This window comes from Sphaerisporangium fuscum, from assembly GCF_018531465.1.
GTDB lineage: Bacteria > Actinomycetota > Actinomycetes > Streptosporangiales > Streptosporangiaceae > Sphaerisporangium > Sphaerisporangium fuscum.
The window spans coordinates 11,984-28,491 of record NZ_JAHDTF010000027.1; the positions used below are offsets into that span (position 1 = coordinate 11,984).

Sequence of the window (16,508 nt, forward strand, 5' to 3'; positions counted from 1 at the left end):
TCCAGGCGGGCACGGTATCGCGTGATTTGGGTGGTATGTGGATGATGCATGGTGGATACACCCGGATGCGCATGAGGCGGGGGACTGCCGACACGGAAGGGATGGCCCGAAACCCGGATACGTAAATGACTGATTTCTCGACTCTGCGTAAAGAATTCTTCCCTTCCAACATCGGGGGAAATATCGGTGAATTTCCCTGCGCTGCGCCGCTCTTCCCCTGCCCGTGGCAGGAGAATCGACGCGTGCGCGTACGGCACTAGAGTTCCGCACCGCGCACGTCCCCCGGTGACCCGCCCCCGCATCCCTGGGAGCCTCGATGGCCCCTTCGCACTCGTCCGGACTCCACGGAGCCTCCCACTCCGCCGCGACCTTCTTCCCGATCGTCGACCTCGACTCCGGAGGGGTGATCGCCGTCGAGGCGGCCGCCGAGTTCGCCCCGTTCGGGCCGTCCGGTGACGTCTCCCCCACGGTGGCCGCCGTGTACGCGGCCGCCCGCGAGGAGGCCCTGCTCCCCCTCGTCCTGACGGTCCCCTCCGCGGCCGTGATCCAGGGATCGGCCGCCCTCGCCCCCCTGCACGAGTCCCTGCGGGCGACCAGCCGCCGCCCGCGTGAGGTGATCCTCGTCATCGCCGGCGACTTCGCCACGGAGGACCGTTCCGCCCTGCTGACGGGGATGGACGGCCTGCGGGCCATCGGCTACCTCGTCGCGGTCGGCGGCGTCGGCGCCTCCCACGTGCCGCTGGACCTGCTCGCCGACGCCTCGCCGTACGCGGTGGTGATCTCCCCCGAGCTGATCGAACGGGTTCCCCGGGACGCTCGGCGCAACGCCGTCGGCGAAGCGGTGTCGCGGATGGCCAAGGGCATGGGCGTCCACGTGCTCGCCCCGCAGGTCACCGACGAGGGGCAGCTCGCGGCGGTGCGGGGCTGGGGCATAAGGCTCGCCCAGGGACCACTGCTCGCCCCGCTCGACTGGCGGCCTTCGCACGGACGCGTCCACGTCCCCCTGCCGGTGCCGGCGGCCGAACCCGAGCCGTGGGTGATCGACCTGGGCCCGCGCGTCCAGGAGTTCCTCCTGCCGGCGGTGACCCTCGACATGCTGGCGACCGCCGAGGACGTGGTGGAGGCCTTCGGCACCGAGCCGTCGATCACCAGCGTCGTCCTGGTGGACGAATACCAGCGCCCGAGAGCCAGCCTGGAGCGCAGCCGGTTCCTGTTGTCCATCGCCGGGCCGTACGGGCACGCCCTGCACGCCAAGAAGCCGGCGCACCGCCTGGCCGACCCACCACGGGTGGTGCCCAAGACCACGCCCGCGATCGCCGCGACGCAGGTGGCGGGCAAGGACGCGGCTCGCGTGTACGACGACCTGGTCGTGGTCGACGAGGTTGGACGCTGCATGGGGGTGGTCCACGTCAGCGACCTGATCCGCCACGTCGCCGAACTCCAGCCGATCCCGCACTGACATCTCGCCGCACCGGCCGATCCCGCACTGACGCGTCGCCGCGCTGAGCCGGTCTCACACAGGCACCTCACCGAGCCGGCCGATCCCGTGCGCCTTCCGCCGGGCTACGGTCGCGCGCCTTTACATTGTAGATTTCTATCGTCGGAGTGGCCGCGCGCCTCTAACTTCATTACCTCGGACACATGCGGGCTTTGACCGAGGACCGGCCTTTCCGGAAATACGGCCGATGGCGCCTGGCGAGGAATTTCACCGTCCCCCGCCAATTCTCGCCCTCACGACGGTCGCCGCAGCCGGGACCGGGGCTCCGGCGTCTGGATAATCGTTCGCACCGGCAGGAAAAGGATTCCTCCGGGTCCTGCCGCCGGAAAGGACGATATCTTGCTGATGAAACAGAATGTCCATTCGACGCCGCACCGGCCCGCTCGGGGGCGATCGCCGCTTTCGGCCGCCGCCGCCTCCCTGGTGGTGCTCGTGTCCACCGTGACGCCGGCCGCGGCGGCCGATTCCGGGGAAGCGCCGGTTCCGGAGATGCCGGCCGCGAAGGCGTACGACGGGAGCACCCCGCTGCCGTCCGTCCGCGAGGTGACGAAATTGTGCACCAACGCCTCCCGCTGCACGTTCACCATCGACAAGTCGGCCTCCAGTGAGTACTACGACGGCGTCGTGGCGCTGGGCAACGCGATCATCAACTGCTCGATGAAGGACATCGACGTCGACCGGACGGTCACGCTCGAACAGAGCAGCACCGACAACATCAGCGGAGAGATCAGCGGGCAGGTGAGCACGGACGGCACCACCGACACCACGGCCGAGGGGACCGCGGAGGCCTCCCACCAGGACGGCAAGGAGGACTCCTCGACGCACCACACCGCGCCGAAGGACAAGGGCCCGAACGACGAGATCACCAAGAAGAACACCAGCCAGGACGCGACCAAGGGCACCGCCAGGGGCAGCAACACCGTCGGCACGAAGATCAGCTTCATGGCGGCGTTCAAGATGGCCTACAGCCGCGAATGGTCCGACAAGAACACCGAGGCCACCTCGTACAAGACGAGGATCGCGCCCAACGACATGCTGTGGTTCGTCGGGAAGAACGCCGTCACCCGGGTCGTGGGGGCGCTGAGGGTCGGCGACACCTCCAAGCACGTCGAGAACGTCGCCGCCCAGGGCCCCTCGACGGTGAACCGGAGTTTCATCTTCGCGATGACCTCCGTCGTCCCCGCCGGTCTGTGCGGGCGCATCACCCGGCCGCCCGGCCTCCGCACCACGGGAACGGCCGCCGGCACCCCGTCGCCGGACGGCCTCGTCGACATCGGGCCGGCGAGGGCGGACTGGAAGGCCGGCAAGGTCGTCCGGCTGACCCCCCGTTCCCGCTGACCCGCCGCAGCGGCTCGGCGAAGCACGGCACGAGTTCCACCGCCAGAAAGGACGCACCCTTGCCGAACGACCATGGACTCCACCCGCCGGAACCCGTTCCGGGGAAAGGCGACCCCGCCCCGGCCGCGCATCGGAGGCGTCACCTGCCGCGACGCGGACGGCTCGCGCTCCTGGCGTCCCCCGTGCCGGTCGCTCTCGCCGTGGCGGTGATGTCCCCCGCCGGGGCCACCCCCGGATTCCCGGGCATCCCGCCGCTGCCCGACGTCCAGGCCGTGTACACCTACAAGGGCGAGAACCCGAAACCGGCCACGGTCGAGGACGTCATCGACAGGTGCAGCGACCAGAGCAGATGCACCTGGACCGAGGTACGCAACACCGAATACTGGAGCAGGCCGAAGGGCATCGGAGAGGTCTACATAAACTGCACCAGAGAAAGCGTGAAAGACCCTCGGGCGATCCCGCTCCAGACCACGAGCATCGACAACGCCAAGGGCAGGCTCGTCTACGACGAGAAGACCACCGGCCCGAAGAACGAATCCATCAAATGGATCGAGGGCGTCCTGCTGGCCAAATACGACGAGCAGTGGATCTGGAAGAACCCCAAGCCGGTCCAGATCGACGGGAAATGGGTGGAAGGCCCTTACGTCAAGAAAGTGGAGGCCACGGTGCTGCCCGGAGAGGCGAGCTGGATCGAGATCCAGTACGCCAGGCACCGCATCGTGTTCGATCTGAAGTCCAAGCCGAAGGTGTGGGGCGACTACGACTACGAGGCGAGGAACGTCACGCTCGACAGCCCTTCGGCGGTCAACCCGGACCGCGTCTACCAGCGGACCGGCCCGATGACCCGCGCCGAGAGGGCCCAGTGCGACACGCCGAGGCTCGGCTCCACCGTGCCCAACGCCAGGCTGTCGGAGGCCGCCCTGCTGGACGCCGGGCCCGCTCTCGTCCCCCGGCCCGCGGGCACCCCCTCGCCCTGAACCTCCCGCACACCGAAGCCGGCCGCTCGCCAGGCGATGGCGGGCGGCCGTCTCTTGAACCGCCGACCGGGTCCCTTGAACGGCTGACCGGACCGTCCTTCAGGCGGGGGCCGGGCTCGCCCAGCCGGTATCCAGGGCCGTTCAGCCGCTGACCGGCGGTCCTTCAGAGGGGGCCGGGTCGGTCCGCTCAGCCGGGGCCGGGCGTGTCAGTCGGTGACGGGGCGGGGGGCGGGGTTGCGTTCGGGGGTGGCCGGGGCGGGGCACTGGGTGGTGGTCACGTACCTGATGACCAGGTCGAGCCGGTCCTGCTCGCTCTTCGGCTGCTGGTCCAGGGCCCTGTCGTCGGGACCGAGGCCGATGGCCGCCAGGTGGTTCTTGAGCTCCTGCGCGCCCAGGCCGGCCAGTACGCACAGCCGTCCCCACTCGCTCTTGACCTTGGCCTCGAACCCCTTCACGTCGTCCTGCACGGAGGCGAGCGTGCCGTCCACGGTCTTCTGGGCGGCGTCGCCGCAGGTGGCGTCCGGCCGGCCGGTGCTGCCGACCGGGATCTTCGACCCGGTGTCGCCCGGCACGGAACCGGTGGTGGTCACCGGGGCCGTACAGGGGACCCCCGCGGCGGCGTGGGCACCGGCGGGCAGGGCCAGGGCGCTCGCGCCCAGCGCGGCGACGACGAGACCGCGGACGGGCCGGGCGGCGGATATGACGATCATGACGACCTCCGAGACAGCCGGGGCGCTCCCGCCCTCGGGCGACACGATGATCACTCAATGTACATGCGCGGCCACTTCTCGCGGCGGAGGCCGTCCGGCTCTGGTGATCACGCCGCCACGTCGCCCGCGCACGGCCCGCTCCCCCGCCCTGAGCAGCGGTAATACGCCATCCGGACAGAGGTGGCAGGATGCGGCCAACGGCGTGCAGGTTGCTGCCGTCCATTCGTCTGGTTCTAGGGCTTCGAATGCCGCAGAGTTGATTGTGCAAGGACGAATTCGAAATCCCTCAAGAAAAGAGACGAAGAAATGAAGAACTCGGCCGCCTCCGCGATTTCCATCCTCCGCTCCGCCGGCACCACCTGGGACTCCCGCTCCCGCACCGCCGGCACCACCTGGGACTCGTACTCCCGCACCGCCGGCACCACCTGGGACTGAGAACTCCCTGTTCAGAGCACCGCGCGACGCACGTCGCCCCTGGCGGCCGCACCAGCCGCCCGACGGTGAACCGAAAACCCGGAAACCCAATCGAAAAACCGCCGCAAAGAGATTTTCCAGGCGGTATCCCGAGAACGCGACACCGGCGAATCGCCGAACCCCCCACGCCACCGGATCACCGAATTCCGTGAATGCATCACCGGAAATCGACCGGCTACGGCGGCCCGCTCTCCCCGCTCCCGGCCATTCGGCGCGGCCGGATCCCCGCACCGTCCGATCAGCGGGCGTCCACGGCGCTGCGAACCCCCTCGCCGGGATCCTCCACCGCGACACGGCGGGCCGGCCGAGGACGAAACCCCAGCAGCAGGCCCGCGATCACCAGCGCGGCCCCCAGCAGCTCCGGCAGACCCGGGTGACCGGTGCCCAGCACCATGGAGGCCACGATCGTGCCGAGCGGCAGGAAGCCGGAGAACAGGCCCGCGCGGTCGGCGCCGAGTCGGGGCAGCGCGTCGTACCAGCAGAAGAACGCCAACGCCGTCACCACCACGGCCAGGTAGCCGAGCACGGCCGCCTCGGACGGCGTGGGCACGCGCAGCAGCCGGGTGCCGTCCTCGGCGAGCCCCGCGATCAGGAAGAGCGGCACCGCCGCGGCGGCCGAGTACGCCGCCACCCGGACCGCGCCGAACCGCGGCAGCAACGGGATGGCGAGGAGCGAGAATCCGACCTCACCGGCGAGCGCGCCGAACGCCAGCAGCACCCCGGCGAGCGTCGCGCCGCCGAGGCCGATCGTGACGGCCGCCCCCGTGGCCACCACGACGGCCGCGACCACGACGTACGACGTCGGGCGCCTGCCCTCCATCAGCGGCGTGACCACCGCCAGGACGACGGGGACCGTCGCCACGATCGTGCCGACCGTCGCCGGGTCGGCGTGCCGGGTCGCCTCCACGACGAACGCGTTGAACGCCACCAGCCCGACCACGGCCAGCAGCACGACGAGCACCAGCTCGCGGCGGGTCGGCCGCAGCGCCGGCAGCCCTCTCACGCGGAGGACGGCGAACAGCACGGCGGCGGCGATCGCGTACCGAATGGCCTGCCCGCCGTACAAGGGGTAGGCGTGCAGGGCCGGAGAGACCCCTGTCAGCGTGCCGACCAGGAACATCGCGGTCGCCGCACCGATCATCCCGCGCCGCCGGTCGGCCATGTTTCGTATCGCCTTCACGGAAAGCCATCGTGGTCACCGGGCTTGAGCGTCGGAAGTGCCAATAAGCGACGAAACAGCAGACCAATCCATCGCTAGAGTCGGATCATGACTCGTGAGGCACTGCTCGCCTATCTCGGCATCGTCGCGATGATCACCATCACTCCTGGCCCTGACACCGCGCTGGTGGTGCGGAACGCCATGCGCCAAGGGTGGGGCGCGGGGGTGCGGACGGGCCTCGGCAGCGCGGCGGGTCTCCTGCTGTGGGGGCTCGCGGCGTGCGCGGGCATCGCCGCGCTCCTCGCGGCCTCCATGGTGGCCTTCACCGTGCTCAAACTGGCCGGAGCCGCGTACCTCGGCTACATGGGAGTGCGGATGCTGTGGCGCGCCTGGCGCTCGTCGGCCCCGGCCACCGCCGGCCCTCGCCCCGCCGACGCCGCCCCGGCCACCACCAGCGTCTCCGCGGCCGGTACGAACGCCGCTTCCCCCGGAGCCCACGCCTCGTCCAGGGCGCTCTTTCGGCAGGGGTTGTCCACCAACCTGCTCAATCCCAAGGCCGCGGCATTCTTCACGGCGCTGCTGCCGCAGTTCGTCACCGCCCACGACGGCACCGCCACGCTGTTGATCATCGGCCTGACGCTCATCGCGGCCGCCTCCAATCTGACCGGCCAGTTCGTCTTCGCGATCACGGCCGACCGCACGGCCCGCCTGGTGGACCACCGCCACTTCGAGCGGGTCATGGACACCCTGGTCGGCTCGGTCCTCATCGCCCTCGGCCTCAAACTCGCCACCGGCGACCGCCCTTGAGCGTCCCGCTGCGGCGGACAGCGTTCGAGGCGCCGTACTTCAGAGCATCATGACGGACCGGAACGGGACGATCTGTCAAGAATCACGCTCTAGGTTGTAAAGAGCGACCCGACAAGCGATCATGGATGCCCGTGAACAAAAAGATCCTTTCCGGTGTCGCCGGCATCGTTCTCGGAACCGCCGCCCTCGTCGGTGGCACCGCCTCCCCCGCCGCCGCGGTCAGCGGCTGCTCCAAGACCGCGAGCACCGACCACTCCGTGAGCGTCAAGTGCACCAGCGGGCTCGAGACCTACTTCCGGGTCTACGGCTACTTCTGCTCCACCTCGTCCTGCTCCTACGTGCCGGGCAGCCTGGTCTCCGTGGGCGGCACGAGCAAGGCCACCAGCGGCGCCTACTACAGCGGCAAGTGGTACGTGAAGGGCTGCTACGTGACCGACGGCTGCTGAGCCGCCCGGGCCGGCCTGGACCTCGAGGAGCGGCGTGGCCTCCGGCCACGCTGCCGATCTGGTTCTGCACCGCGCTCCGCACGGCGGGGTGTCTATGCCACAGCACGGCACCGAACCCCGGCACCACCGGCGTCCACGGAGCCGGTACCGGCCTGACGAGCGCGACCTGAGAGGAATCGGGGCAGCGGGAACGCTGCCCCGATCGCACGACGCGCCGATCTCGTATCGGCCCCGTCTCACCGACCGCCGGACGGCACCAACGATGGCGCCGGTCACGGCACCCGCGTCTCACCGCCGGTTCACCGCCTGGTGGCCTCCGCGCGCGGCACGTTCGCCTCGTGGCGTCCGTGCGTGGGCGCCTGGGGTTGCCGGTCCACCTCGACGGCGGGCGCCGAGACCGGCACGCCGCGCAGGACGACGAGGACGCCGAGGGCGGCGAGCGCCAGGACCACGGCCGCGGACAGGCCGGTGACGTTCAGTCCGTGGGTGAAGGCCGTCCGGGCCGCCTCCAGCAGCGCCTGGCCGGCCCGGCCGGGCACGGCGGCCGCGCTGCCCAAGGTGTCGCGGGCGGCACGCAGGGCCTCCGCGGGAACGCCGGTCACCCGGACGCCGGCCATCCGGTGGTGGTAGACGGCGGTGCCGATCGAGCCCAGAATCGCGAAGCCCAGCGCGCCGCCCAGCTCGCTGCCGGTCTCGGCCATGGCTGAGGCGGCGCCGGCCTGCTCGGGTGGCGCGGCGGCCAGGATCAGGTCGGCCGTGAGCGTGGTCGCCACCATCATGCCCGCCGCCAGCAGCCCGGCCCCGGTGAGGATGACCGCCAGCGGCTGGTGCACCTCGACCCGGGTGGTCACCGCCAGCCCGCAGGCCGAGACCAGCAGGCCGGCGGCGATGACGTTGCCGGGCCGGATCCTCTTGGCCACGATCCCGGTGACCGTCATCGCCGCGATGATGAACGGCATGACCACCAGCGACCACAGCGACGCGGCCAGCGGGCTCATGCCGCGTACGACCTGCAGGTACTGCATGGTGTAGAGGTTGAAGCCGAGCAGCGCGAAGTTGGTGACCAGGTTGACGCTCACCGCCCCGCTGTACGTGCGGCGCCGGAACAGCCGCAGGTCGATCAGCGGGTGCGCGATGGTCCGCTGCCGGTGCCAGAACACGGCCCCGACCAGCAGCCCGGCCACGATCGCGATCGCCGGGCCGGCCGCCCAGCCGTCCACGGCCAGCTCCTTGATGCCGTAGACGACCGGCAGCACCGCACCCAACGACAGCAGCGAGCCGAGCAGGTCGAACCGCCCGGCGGCGGGGTCACGGAACTCCGGCAGCAGGATCGGCCCGAGGACCAGCAGCAGCGCCATCGCGGGCAGGTTGATCAGGAACGCCGAGCCCCACCAGAAGTGTTCCAGCAGCAGGCCACCGACGATCGGGCCGACGGTGACGCCGCCGGTCATCGCACCGGTCCACACCGCGATCGCCGTCTTGCGCTGCGCCGGGTCGTGGAACATGTTGCGGATCAGCGCCAGGGTCGAGGGCATCAACGTCGCACCGGCCAGCCCGAGCACCGCCCGGGCCCCGATCAGCATCCCGGGACTCGTGGAGTACGCCGCGAGCACCGATGCCGCGCTGAAGGCGACGGCACCGCTCAGCAGCAGCTTGCGCCGGCCGATCCGATCACCCAGCGCCCCCATGGTGATGAGCATGCCGGCCAGCACGAAGCCGTACATGTCCATGATCCACAGCAGCTGGGTGCCGGATGGTTCGAGGTGCGCGCTGATGAACGGCATCGCGAACGACAACACGCTCACGTCCATCGACACGAGCAGGCACGGGAACGCGAGTACCGCGAGACCGATCCATTCTCTTGTACCTGCCTTGGCGTACACGTCGCTCCTTGGAGTTTCGACAGCCGGATCCCGGTCCCGGGAGTGTCTCGATGCGGAATCTCGCGGCCGTATTCCAGCCTGCCGTCCGGCCAGGCCGGCCGGATTTGGCTTTCACTTTTGCGGGCGCGACCAGTGGCGATCAACGACAGGTTCGGCAGTACAGCGTTTAGCCGAAACTTAACGAATCCCGATAGGCCCGGGCTGGACGGAATCCTTGGCCGGGAGGGCGCACCAGACGACCCCGCCGCCGCTCACCGCCGGCGGTGCCCCCGGCTCGCCGCCAGGGCGTTCACCGGATGCGATCCGCGCCCGCCACCCGGCGTCCTTCAGTGTCGGAGGTACGCCGCACCTCGAGGACGACGAGCCGGGAATCCGATGGACGCCGGCGGACATGTGAGCGGCGGTGTCCGGTCGCGTTTCCATCGCGACGCTGATGCCGCACTCCCATCACCGGGAGTGCGGCATCAGTGATTCAGAGAGAGGCTTACGGGAACTTCGTGCTATACGGGCCCGCGCCACTCACCCAGGCGGTATAAGTGGTGGTCACCTTACGGCCCGTTACCTGCCAGCCCGAGTCGTCCACGGTTCGACCTATGAACATGCTGCCTGATCTGTATTCTTTTATGTAGACCGATTTGTGGTAGCTGGTGACGATGGTCTCTGTCCGTCTTCTGGTCTGGGGTATCGTCTCGCGTACGTGACGCCCACAGGGGCCCAGCGCGGTTTTCTGGCAGGTCCAGACGTAGATCGTTCTGTGTTCCTGATAATGGTTCACCTGGGTGTAGGTGCGGTAATAGTGGTGCGTTTCGATGAAGACCTCGAGCTTGTCGCCACATACCACGTCGAAACGAGTGCATATGAACGTGACTATGGTGCCGTAGGCCTGCTCGTATACGGTGTCGCGCTCATGCTTGATGTCGGACCACTCACCGCGACCGCCGAGGTAGTCGTCTTCTCCTGTGAGGTCGGTCTTGTTGAGCGGATCACCGCTGCAGTACTCGTAGGCGTTCGCGCTGCCGCCGTCCACCGGATCGAGTTGCAGGAAGCGCCCAGTGACGGGGTTGTACAGGCGGCGGCCCATGAGCACGAGCCCGCCGAGAGCCCCACTGTCGCGCTGGTAGCCGCCCAGCCACCCGTATCGGGTGGGTCCACCGGCGGAAGCACGCGGTGCGCCGTACTCGGTGTACTCGGTGTAGCCGTCGATTCCGTTGCCTGTGGGGGCAGCGGTCGCGGTGAGGTCTCCGTGCAGGTCGGTCAGTTGCAAGGTCACGCTGCCGTCGCTGCGCTGGATCGCCGCCAGGCCGGAAAGGCCGAGCAGGTTCCGGGTCCAGGAACCGTCGGTCTCGGTGACCCAGCCGGGGCTGTCCTCTCCCCCGGTGTAATGGTTGACGGTCGTGCCGGGCTTCGGCCCGCCGGTGGTGACGGTCCTGGTTATCCGTCCTGCCGCGTCCCGGGTGAAGGTCTTGCTCTCCCCTGCTTGGCTGATCGTCGCGACCTGGTCGTCGGTGTAGTAGGCGACGGTCACGTCAGAGCCGCCGGCCGCGTCACCGGCCGGCAGTCGGGTGGTCCGGCCGAGGTTGTCGTAGGCGTAGCCGCTGCCGGTGATGCGGTCGGCCGTGTCATAGGTGTGGCTCTTCTCGACGGGGGTCCCCGCAGTGCCGCAGCTCGCGGTGGAGGAGTAGTCGCTTCGGGAGAGCCGGTTCGTGTTGAGGCTGAAGGAGTACAGCCGGGTGGTGCAGGCGCCGCCGTAGGTGTCCTCCACTCTGACCAGGCGGCCGGCGCCGTCGTAACGGTAGTCCTGAGCGCTCCCGCCAGGTCCTTGGCGTTCGGCGACCCGTCCCTGGATATCGGGAACGGCGGCGTAGGAGAGCCAGGCGGTGCTGTTCTTGACGTATCTCAGGCCGGTCCGGACGCCCGTCGAGTCATAGTCACTCGTGGCTGTCAGGCCGCCGGGGTAGACCTGCGTCGCCAGCGCCCCGCCGTCGTCATAGCTGCCGGTGAACACCCCCGCACCGGTGTCGATGCGAGTGAGCATCCCGCGGCGCTCGGCCCGCCCGGACGCGTCCACTCCGTCGTAGGTGAAGGTGATCAGCCCTTTACCGTCGTGGGTGGTGGCGATCTGACCGTCGATGTTGTACGTGACGGTGCTGGTGTTACCACTGGCGTCGGTGGCCGAGCTCAACCGTCCGAAGGCGTCATGCCGCTGGACGATGCTCTGTCCGCCAGAGGTGGTCTGGGTGGGCAGGCCGGTCGCCGCGTCGTAGGTGTAGGTGGCCGATGGAGTGGCCGTCCCGCCCGCGCTTGCCGGGCTGACCTGCGTCTCGGTGCTCGTGGCACGCCCCGCGACGTCATGGCCGAACGTCACCGTGCGGGTGACATCGCCGGAGGTGTCGGTACGGACGGCGGTGTCGCCGTAATAGCTGTACGTGGAGGAGTGCACCGGTAGTGGAGTGCCCGCCGGCTGAGCGGCCGGCCCGAATCGGCAGGACCAGCCTGCCCATTGCGGTTTGTTCCCGCACTCGGGCGCCGTGGGGTGCGCACCGGCGGTGTAGTAGAGGGTGACGGTCGTGCCGGCGTCCGCGCCTGCGGAGCTGGGCATTCTGCGTTCGAACTCCCGTCCGGCCGCGTCGTACCGCAGGCGTTGCACGATGTCGGCACCACCCGGTACGACAGTCGTCACGGAGGTGACCTTGTGCAGGTTCCAGCCTGAGGCGTCGCCCGAGCCGATCGGGTCATACCCCGTCTTGGTCACCTGGCTGTCCTCGGCCGTCGGCGTGGCGGTCCCATCGAGTACCACCGGTCCCGAGGTGCTGGTGGTGACCAGGCGGTAGTTGATCGCCTGGGACGGCTTGCCCTCGTCGTAGACGTTGATCTTCTTCGCCCGCGCCGACACATAACGACCGTCGGCCAGGGTGACCAGCCTGGCCGGTCCGAGCTCGGTGCTGAGGTCACCGTCACTGGTGTAGGTCGACACGCTGGCGAGAAGATCGGCGCGAGCGGCCGAGTCGGATCGTCCGACAACGTAGGGATCGGTGTCCTCGGTCGGTGCCAGAGCCTGCGCCCGATTGCCGGGGCCCAGCTCCCATACGACGCGCCCCTTGTCGTCGTAGCGTGTCGCGCCGATCTGCCAGGCACCCGCACCGTACCGGGCGGCGTCGACCGACCGGCCGTCCGCGTCGGTGTAGATGAGTGAGGCGTACTCCCAGTCGGACGTGCCGGGACGATAGCTTCCGCCTTCCTGGCGCGGCGGCACGTGCGAGGCGGGGAAGATCGCGGTGCCCGTCACCGGCAGGTCCGTGGCTTGACCCCAGCGGCTGGTCTGGGCCGCCGTCAGGTCCACCGGTGCCCCTGCTCCGCCGATGGGCACGTCGTAGGCGACCGCCATGGTGGGGTCGGTATCGCCGCCTTCCCGCTGCACGTCGACCAGACGGCCGGCGCTGTCGTAATCGAAGCGCCATGGGGCCAGTCCCGGCGGAGTGAGCTGGCTGATCCGTCCTTCCGCGTTGTAGTAGTAGGTGGTCGTCAGGCCGGTACGCGGGTCGAACACCTGCCGCAGGTGCCCTGTTGAGTCGTACGCGTACGAAGTCATCACGGTCGCCTTCATCGCGCCCGTGCCGGGGTCGAACGCCGTGTAGGTCACGTTCTTGACCTGGCCGGCGTAGTCACCCCAGCCCGAGGCGACGCCGGTGGCCGTCGTACCGGCCGCGTACGACAGTTCGATGGCGCGGCAACCGGCGACCAGGACGGTGCCGCAGGTCACGCCCGCTGCGACGGGCGTCAGAACCCGGGTGATGCGCCCCTGGCCGTCCCGGTAGTAGGTGGTGGCCGACTCGGTGGCGGCCGTCTCCGTGCGCGCGACCACCCATCTTCCGTTCGCCTTGACGTAGGTCGTCTTGTTACCGAGCGCGTCCGTGTGAACCATCTGCCCGTTGTCGACCGTGATGAAGGACCCCTCGGCGGCGTCGCCGACACCCGTGAAGCCTTCGCCGTGCCTGACGTACGTCCAGGTCGAGCCGTCGGGCCCGATCAGCTGCAGCGCGCCCGACTCGCCGTCTCCCGAGGGAGCGAGATCGGGCACGTTGGTGGGCGGCGCGGGGAACTCCGCGCGCCATCCCGGTCCGAACACCTTGTTCTCGGCGAGTTGCTCGTCCGGCCGGTCGGCCTCCGGGTGAAGGGTGGTGTGAGTTCGCTTGACCGCGGTGCCGAAGAGGCTGGTGTCGGTGGCGTTGAGGGCGAAGTCTCCACTCTGCAGCGCGACCTTGCCGGGCCCGAGGTCGGACGTGGCGTAGGAGCCGCCGAAGGCGCTCTGGTCGAGGATCAGGGTGCTCCCGTCGGAGCACTTCTCCTCACCGGTGGCGCCCGACAAGCACGCCCGGACCTGGACCTTGCCTCCGTCGTCCGCCTCACTCTGGAGCGTCTTCGCGAGATCCCAGACCAGGGGCGGGAAGTTCTGCGAGGTGTTCGTACGGACCTGGGGCCATGACGTCAGTGGCTGCGCCGAGCCGGGCACGGTGACGTCCTGGACGGGAACGGGCCGCCACACCGCCCACGGGCTGTCGAAGTCCGAGGCGCCGATCTGGTACTCGTAGCTGACCTTGGTCTGGGCGGGTGCGGCGGCGGTCTCCAAGGTCACCACCCTCGCCGTACGGGAGGCGTGCTGCACGAGCCCGCCGACCCCGATCCCGAAGCTCGTCTTGAAGACGGGAGAGGTGTTGTGCGCCTTGTCGCGGGCACTCATGTAGATGGTGTGCCAACCGGTGGAAAGCGACGAGAGGGAGAACTCTCCGCTGTACTTGTCCAGCGACTTCGGCATCGCGGGATCGTCGATCCCGTACTGGTAGCCATCGAGATCACCCCAGTAGGAGTTCATGAAGCAGTGGGAGTCACCGTTCCAGTCCAGCGGCTTCCACGAACCGTCCGGATGAGAGCAGCCCGTGCTCCCCGACACCAGCGTGGGAGGGGTGGCGTCCACGGTGATCTTCTGCCAAGGCGACCAGTCAGAGGTCTCGATGCCGTCGGAGGCACGGGCCCGCCAGCGGATCTGCCACGCGTCCGCGATCTTGCCTTCAGGGATCTTGACCTTGGCGTTGAGCCCGGCCTGGACGCCGTCGACAGAGCCACTCCAGATGACACCCGCGCCGTGAGCGGTGTCGGCGGGATCGTGCTCGACCTCGAAGTCGGCCTTCAGCAGCCCGCCGTCGTTGTCCCTGACCCCCGCCCACAGGCTGGGGGTGAGGGTGTTGGTGTAGAAGACCCCGTCATTACCCGTGATCGGCGCGGCCCGCAGGTTCTCGGTCCATGGGGTGCTGCCGAAGGTCAGGGAGAGTGTCACGGGATTGAAGGTCCAGTAGAAATTGCCGCTGTCCGTCGCTTCGTCGTCCAGCTTGAGCTGCAGCCCGTTGCCCGCCGCGCCTCCGGCCCACGCCTGGGCGATCGGCGTGATCGGAATGCTCCACATGACGTCTTCGGCCAGGCCGCCGCTGGCACAGGCGGAGGGCGGAGGCGTGGTGACGGCGCCGTCGTTGCTCGTGGCGGGCTGGTTGCCCCACCGGACGTTGGCGGGTGACCACGTTCCGGTCAGGCGGCGGACCGTGAGCTTGCGACCGACGGGGCAGGCCGGCTGTCCTTCGTAGCCCACCATGGTCGTGTTGAGGTCGAGGCGGGCGTCGACCACGTTCTTGCCCGCGAGGGTGGAGGTGTCGAACTTGATCAGCGCCCGGGCGGGGACGTCCTGCTCCTCCTCGCTGTGGGCGCCGCAGCCGTCCCAGCTGTAGAAGCCGTCGATGATGCCGGCTACCATCTCGGCGGAGGTGAGCTGGGTGCCGTCGTTGCACGGCGCGTACAGGGTCCGGTAGGACTGCACGCCCAGCGTCAGCGTGGGATCGACGACCACGGGCCAGCGGGTGCGTGGGTCGGAGAGGAACGCCGGGTCGGGCTTGAGCACCAGGAACTGCTGATCGCCTTCGGTGGTGAGTTCGGTCTCCAGCTTCCCCTTGCGGGAGTCGCCGGCCTGCGCGGCCTGCCCTGGCGAGTCGTACATCACAGGTGCCGGTGCCGAAGCGACGGTCTTGCCCTTGCCGTCGGTGAGCTTCAGCCGGCCCTGCTCGGTCTCGGTGAGCTTCAGCCCGCCGGTCCTGACAGGGATCTTGTACTCGACAGGGCCGCTGGGACGTTGGCGCAGCACGACGTCATGGCGAAAGCCGGTGGGAAGCGCGGTCAGGACGAGGTCGGCGCCAGGGCCCGCGGCGTCGGTGTAGGTGGCCTTGTCGCCTTCGACCTTGGGCTTGGGCAGCGCCGTCGGCCATGTGAGGGCGTAGAACTCCTTGTCGGAACGTTTCAACTGCGCGAGCGTCTGCCCCGCGCCACCAGCCGAGAAGGAGACATCGGCCAGAGCCGCCTTGGGCTTGAGGAGCCCTCCTGAGACCGCGAGCGTGGTGTCGACAGGCGTCCACTTGTCGCCCCGCTTGACGCGTACGGGGTTGGAGGAGGTCTCGAGGGTGACGGTGCCGTTCGGGTTGACGTAGGTGAGGCTGGTCTCCGTGGTCTCGCCGGTGACCAGGACCCGGCTGCCTTGCAGGCGCGCGCTCAGGGCGGCGGAGACGCGGTCGGCCCGCTCGGTGACCTGCGGGGCCTTCGCGGCCGCCGGGCCGGGGGCGGGCGGCGCGGTCGACGCCGAGGTGGCGGCCTCCGCCACGTAGCCGGTGGGTAAGAGGAGCGAGGTCGCCAACCCCGCGGTGAGGGCTGCTCGTCGCCAGGCCCACCTGTTTCCGGGCATGGCGAAACAAGCCTTTCGGCGGATGTGCACCCAACCTCCCAAGTGAAGATCTGTAAGCGATCGGAGGGGATAAGTACGGCATAAAGCAGCATGGAGGGCGGTGCTCTGGAGACTCTCTCCACTTTGTCGCGATCTTGTTCGCGGATGTGTCGTCGCCTGTTGGGGGCCACGGGCAACTGAGGCGGACCACGATGGGGACGGGGCACGATCGTGACCACGAGGGAGGGGCCAGGCTGACGCTTCGCGTCCTGGGGCCGATGGAGATCCAGTCTGATGATCGACGCCCGGCCGGGGAAGATCCTTACGACGTCCGTGCGGCGGCGGATCTCCTTCTCAGCCGTTCCCCGGGATCGTTCGACCAGATCCGCTTCCAGACTTCACGGGGTCCGGCCACCCTCACGGACCTTCTTGGCAGGCCGTCCGGCCAGACGAACGCCTACG

10 protein-coding genes and 1 pseudogene are annotated in these 16,508 nt (G+C 69.2%); 6 read left to right on the plus strand and 5 right to left on the minus strand.

From position 1 onward, the window contains the following. The first annotated feature begins 316 nt into the window (after positions 1-316). The 3 genes from KIK05_RS31520 (at position 317) to KIK05_RS31530 (ending at position 3,813) form a co-directional block, all read left to right on the plus strand. Complete coding sequence (locus tag KIK05_RS31520; protein WP_214410830.1) at positions 317-1,459, plus strand: EAL domain-containing protein; 1,143 nt, start codon at positions 317-319, stop codon at positions 1,457-1,459. Between the two features lie 384 nt (positions 1,460-1,843). Beyond that, entirely contained in the window at positions 1,844-2,836 is a 993-nt protein-coding gene (locus KIK05_RS31525) for a hypothetical protein (RefSeq protein ID WP_214410829.1), read from the plus strand. A gap of 59 nt (positions 2,837-2,895) precedes the next feature. Next, complete coding sequence (locus tag KIK05_RS31530) at positions 2,896-3,813, plus strand: hypothetical protein (protein ID WP_214410828.1); 918 nt, start codon at positions 2,896-2,898, stop codon at positions 3,811-3,813. A 206-nt stretch (positions 3,814-4,019) separates the two neighbouring features. On the opposite strand, the gene KIK05_RS31535 is transcribed toward KIK05_RS31530, so the two are convergent. Further along, positions 4,020-4,523, minus strand: a complete 504-nt coding sequence (locus KIK05_RS31535) for a hypothetical protein (RefSeq protein WP_214410827.1) — start codon at positions 4,521-4,523, stop codon at positions 4,020-4,022. 306 nt (positions 4,524-4,829) lie between these two features. Between KIK05_RS31535 and KIK05_RS48380 the strand changes: the two genes are divergently transcribed. Then, positions 4,830-4,958: a hypothetical protein gene (locus KIK05_RS48380; protein WP_284681301.1), complete on the plus strand. Its 129-nt coding sequence runs from the start codon at positions 4,830-4,832 to the stop codon at positions 4,956-4,958. A 277-nt stretch (positions 4,959-5,235) separates the two neighbouring features. On the opposite strand, the gene KIK05_RS31540 is transcribed toward KIK05_RS48380, so the two are convergent. Continuing rightward, the gene (locus tag KIK05_RS31540; RefSeq protein ID WP_308249881.1) at positions 5,236-6,177 is read right to left on the minus strand and encodes a DMT family transporter; all 942 of its coding nucleotides are present in this window, start codon (positions 6,175-6,177) and stop codon (positions 5,236-5,238) included. Between the two features lie 87 nt (positions 6,178-6,264). Between KIK05_RS31540 and KIK05_RS31545 the strand changes: the two genes are divergently transcribed. Both KIK05_RS31545 and KIK05_RS31550 read left to right on the plus strand, forming a co-directional pair. Beyond that, entirely contained in the window at positions 6,265-6,963 is a 699-nt protein-coding gene (locus KIK05_RS31545) for a LysE family translocator (RefSeq protein ID WP_214410826.1), read from the plus strand. A gap of 131 nt (positions 6,964-7,094) precedes the next feature. Continuing rightward, positions 7,095-7,409: a hypothetical protein gene (locus KIK05_RS31550; protein ID WP_214410825.1), complete on the plus strand. Its 315-nt coding sequence runs from the start codon at positions 7,095-7,097 to the stop codon at positions 7,407-7,409. A 299-nt stretch (positions 7,410-7,708) separates the two neighbouring features. Here the strand turns inward: KIK05_RS31550 and KIK05_RS31555 are convergent, their stop codons facing one another. The 3 genes and pseudogenes from KIK05_RS31555 to KIK05_RS49715 form a co-directional block, all read right to left on the minus strand. Continuing rightward, the gene (locus tag KIK05_RS31555) at positions 7,709-9,220 is read right to left on the minus strand and encodes an MFS transporter (protein ID WP_214410824.1); all 1,512 of its coding nucleotides are present in this window, start codon (positions 9,218-9,220) and stop codon (positions 7,709-7,711) included. A gap of 556 nt (positions 9,221-9,776) precedes the next feature. Next, positions 9,777-16,067, minus strand: a complete 6,291-nt coding sequence (locus KIK05_RS31560; protein WP_214410818.1) for a DNRLRE domain-containing protein — start codon at positions 16,065-16,067, stop codon at positions 9,777-9,779. Between the two features lie 269 nt (positions 16,068-16,336). Further along, positions 16,337-16,458: pseudogene (locus tag KIK05_RS49715) on the minus strand (transposase); the annotation flags it as partial. Positions 16,459-16,508 lie beyond the last annotated feature (50 nt).

What these genes read in the sequence shown, in the direction of transcription:
- KIK05_RS31520 (WP_214410830.1), top strand. Translation starts at nt 317, where the DNA reads ATGGCCCCTTCGCACTCGTCCGGACTCCACGGAGCCTCCCACTCCGCC.
- KIK05_RS31525 (WP_214410829.1), top strand. Translation starts at nt 1,844, where the DNA reads ATGAAACAGAATGTCCATTCGACGCCGCACCGGCCCGCTCGGGGGCGA.
- KIK05_RS31535 (WP_214410827.1), bottom strand. Translation starts at nt 4,523, where the DNA reads ATGATCGTCATATCCGCCGCCCGGCCCGTCCGCGGTCTCGTCGTCGCC.
- KIK05_RS48380 (WP_284681301.1), top strand. Translation starts at nt 4,830, where the DNA reads ATGAAGAACTCGGCCGCCTCCGCGATTTCCATCCTCCGCTCCGCCGGC.
- KIK05_RS31545 (WP_214410826.1), top strand. Translation starts at nt 6,265, where the DNA reads ATGACTCGTGAGGCACTGCTCGCCTATCTCGGCATCGTCGCGATGATC.
- KIK05_RS31555 (WP_214410824.1), bottom strand. Translation starts at nt 9,220, where the DNA reads ATGGACGTGAGCGTGTTGTCGTTCGCGATGCCGTTCATCAGCGCGCAC.
- KIK05_RS31560 (WP_214410818.1), bottom strand. Translation starts at nt 16,067, where the DNA reads ATGCCCGGAAACAGGTGGGCCTGGCGACGAGCAGCCCTCACCGCGGGG.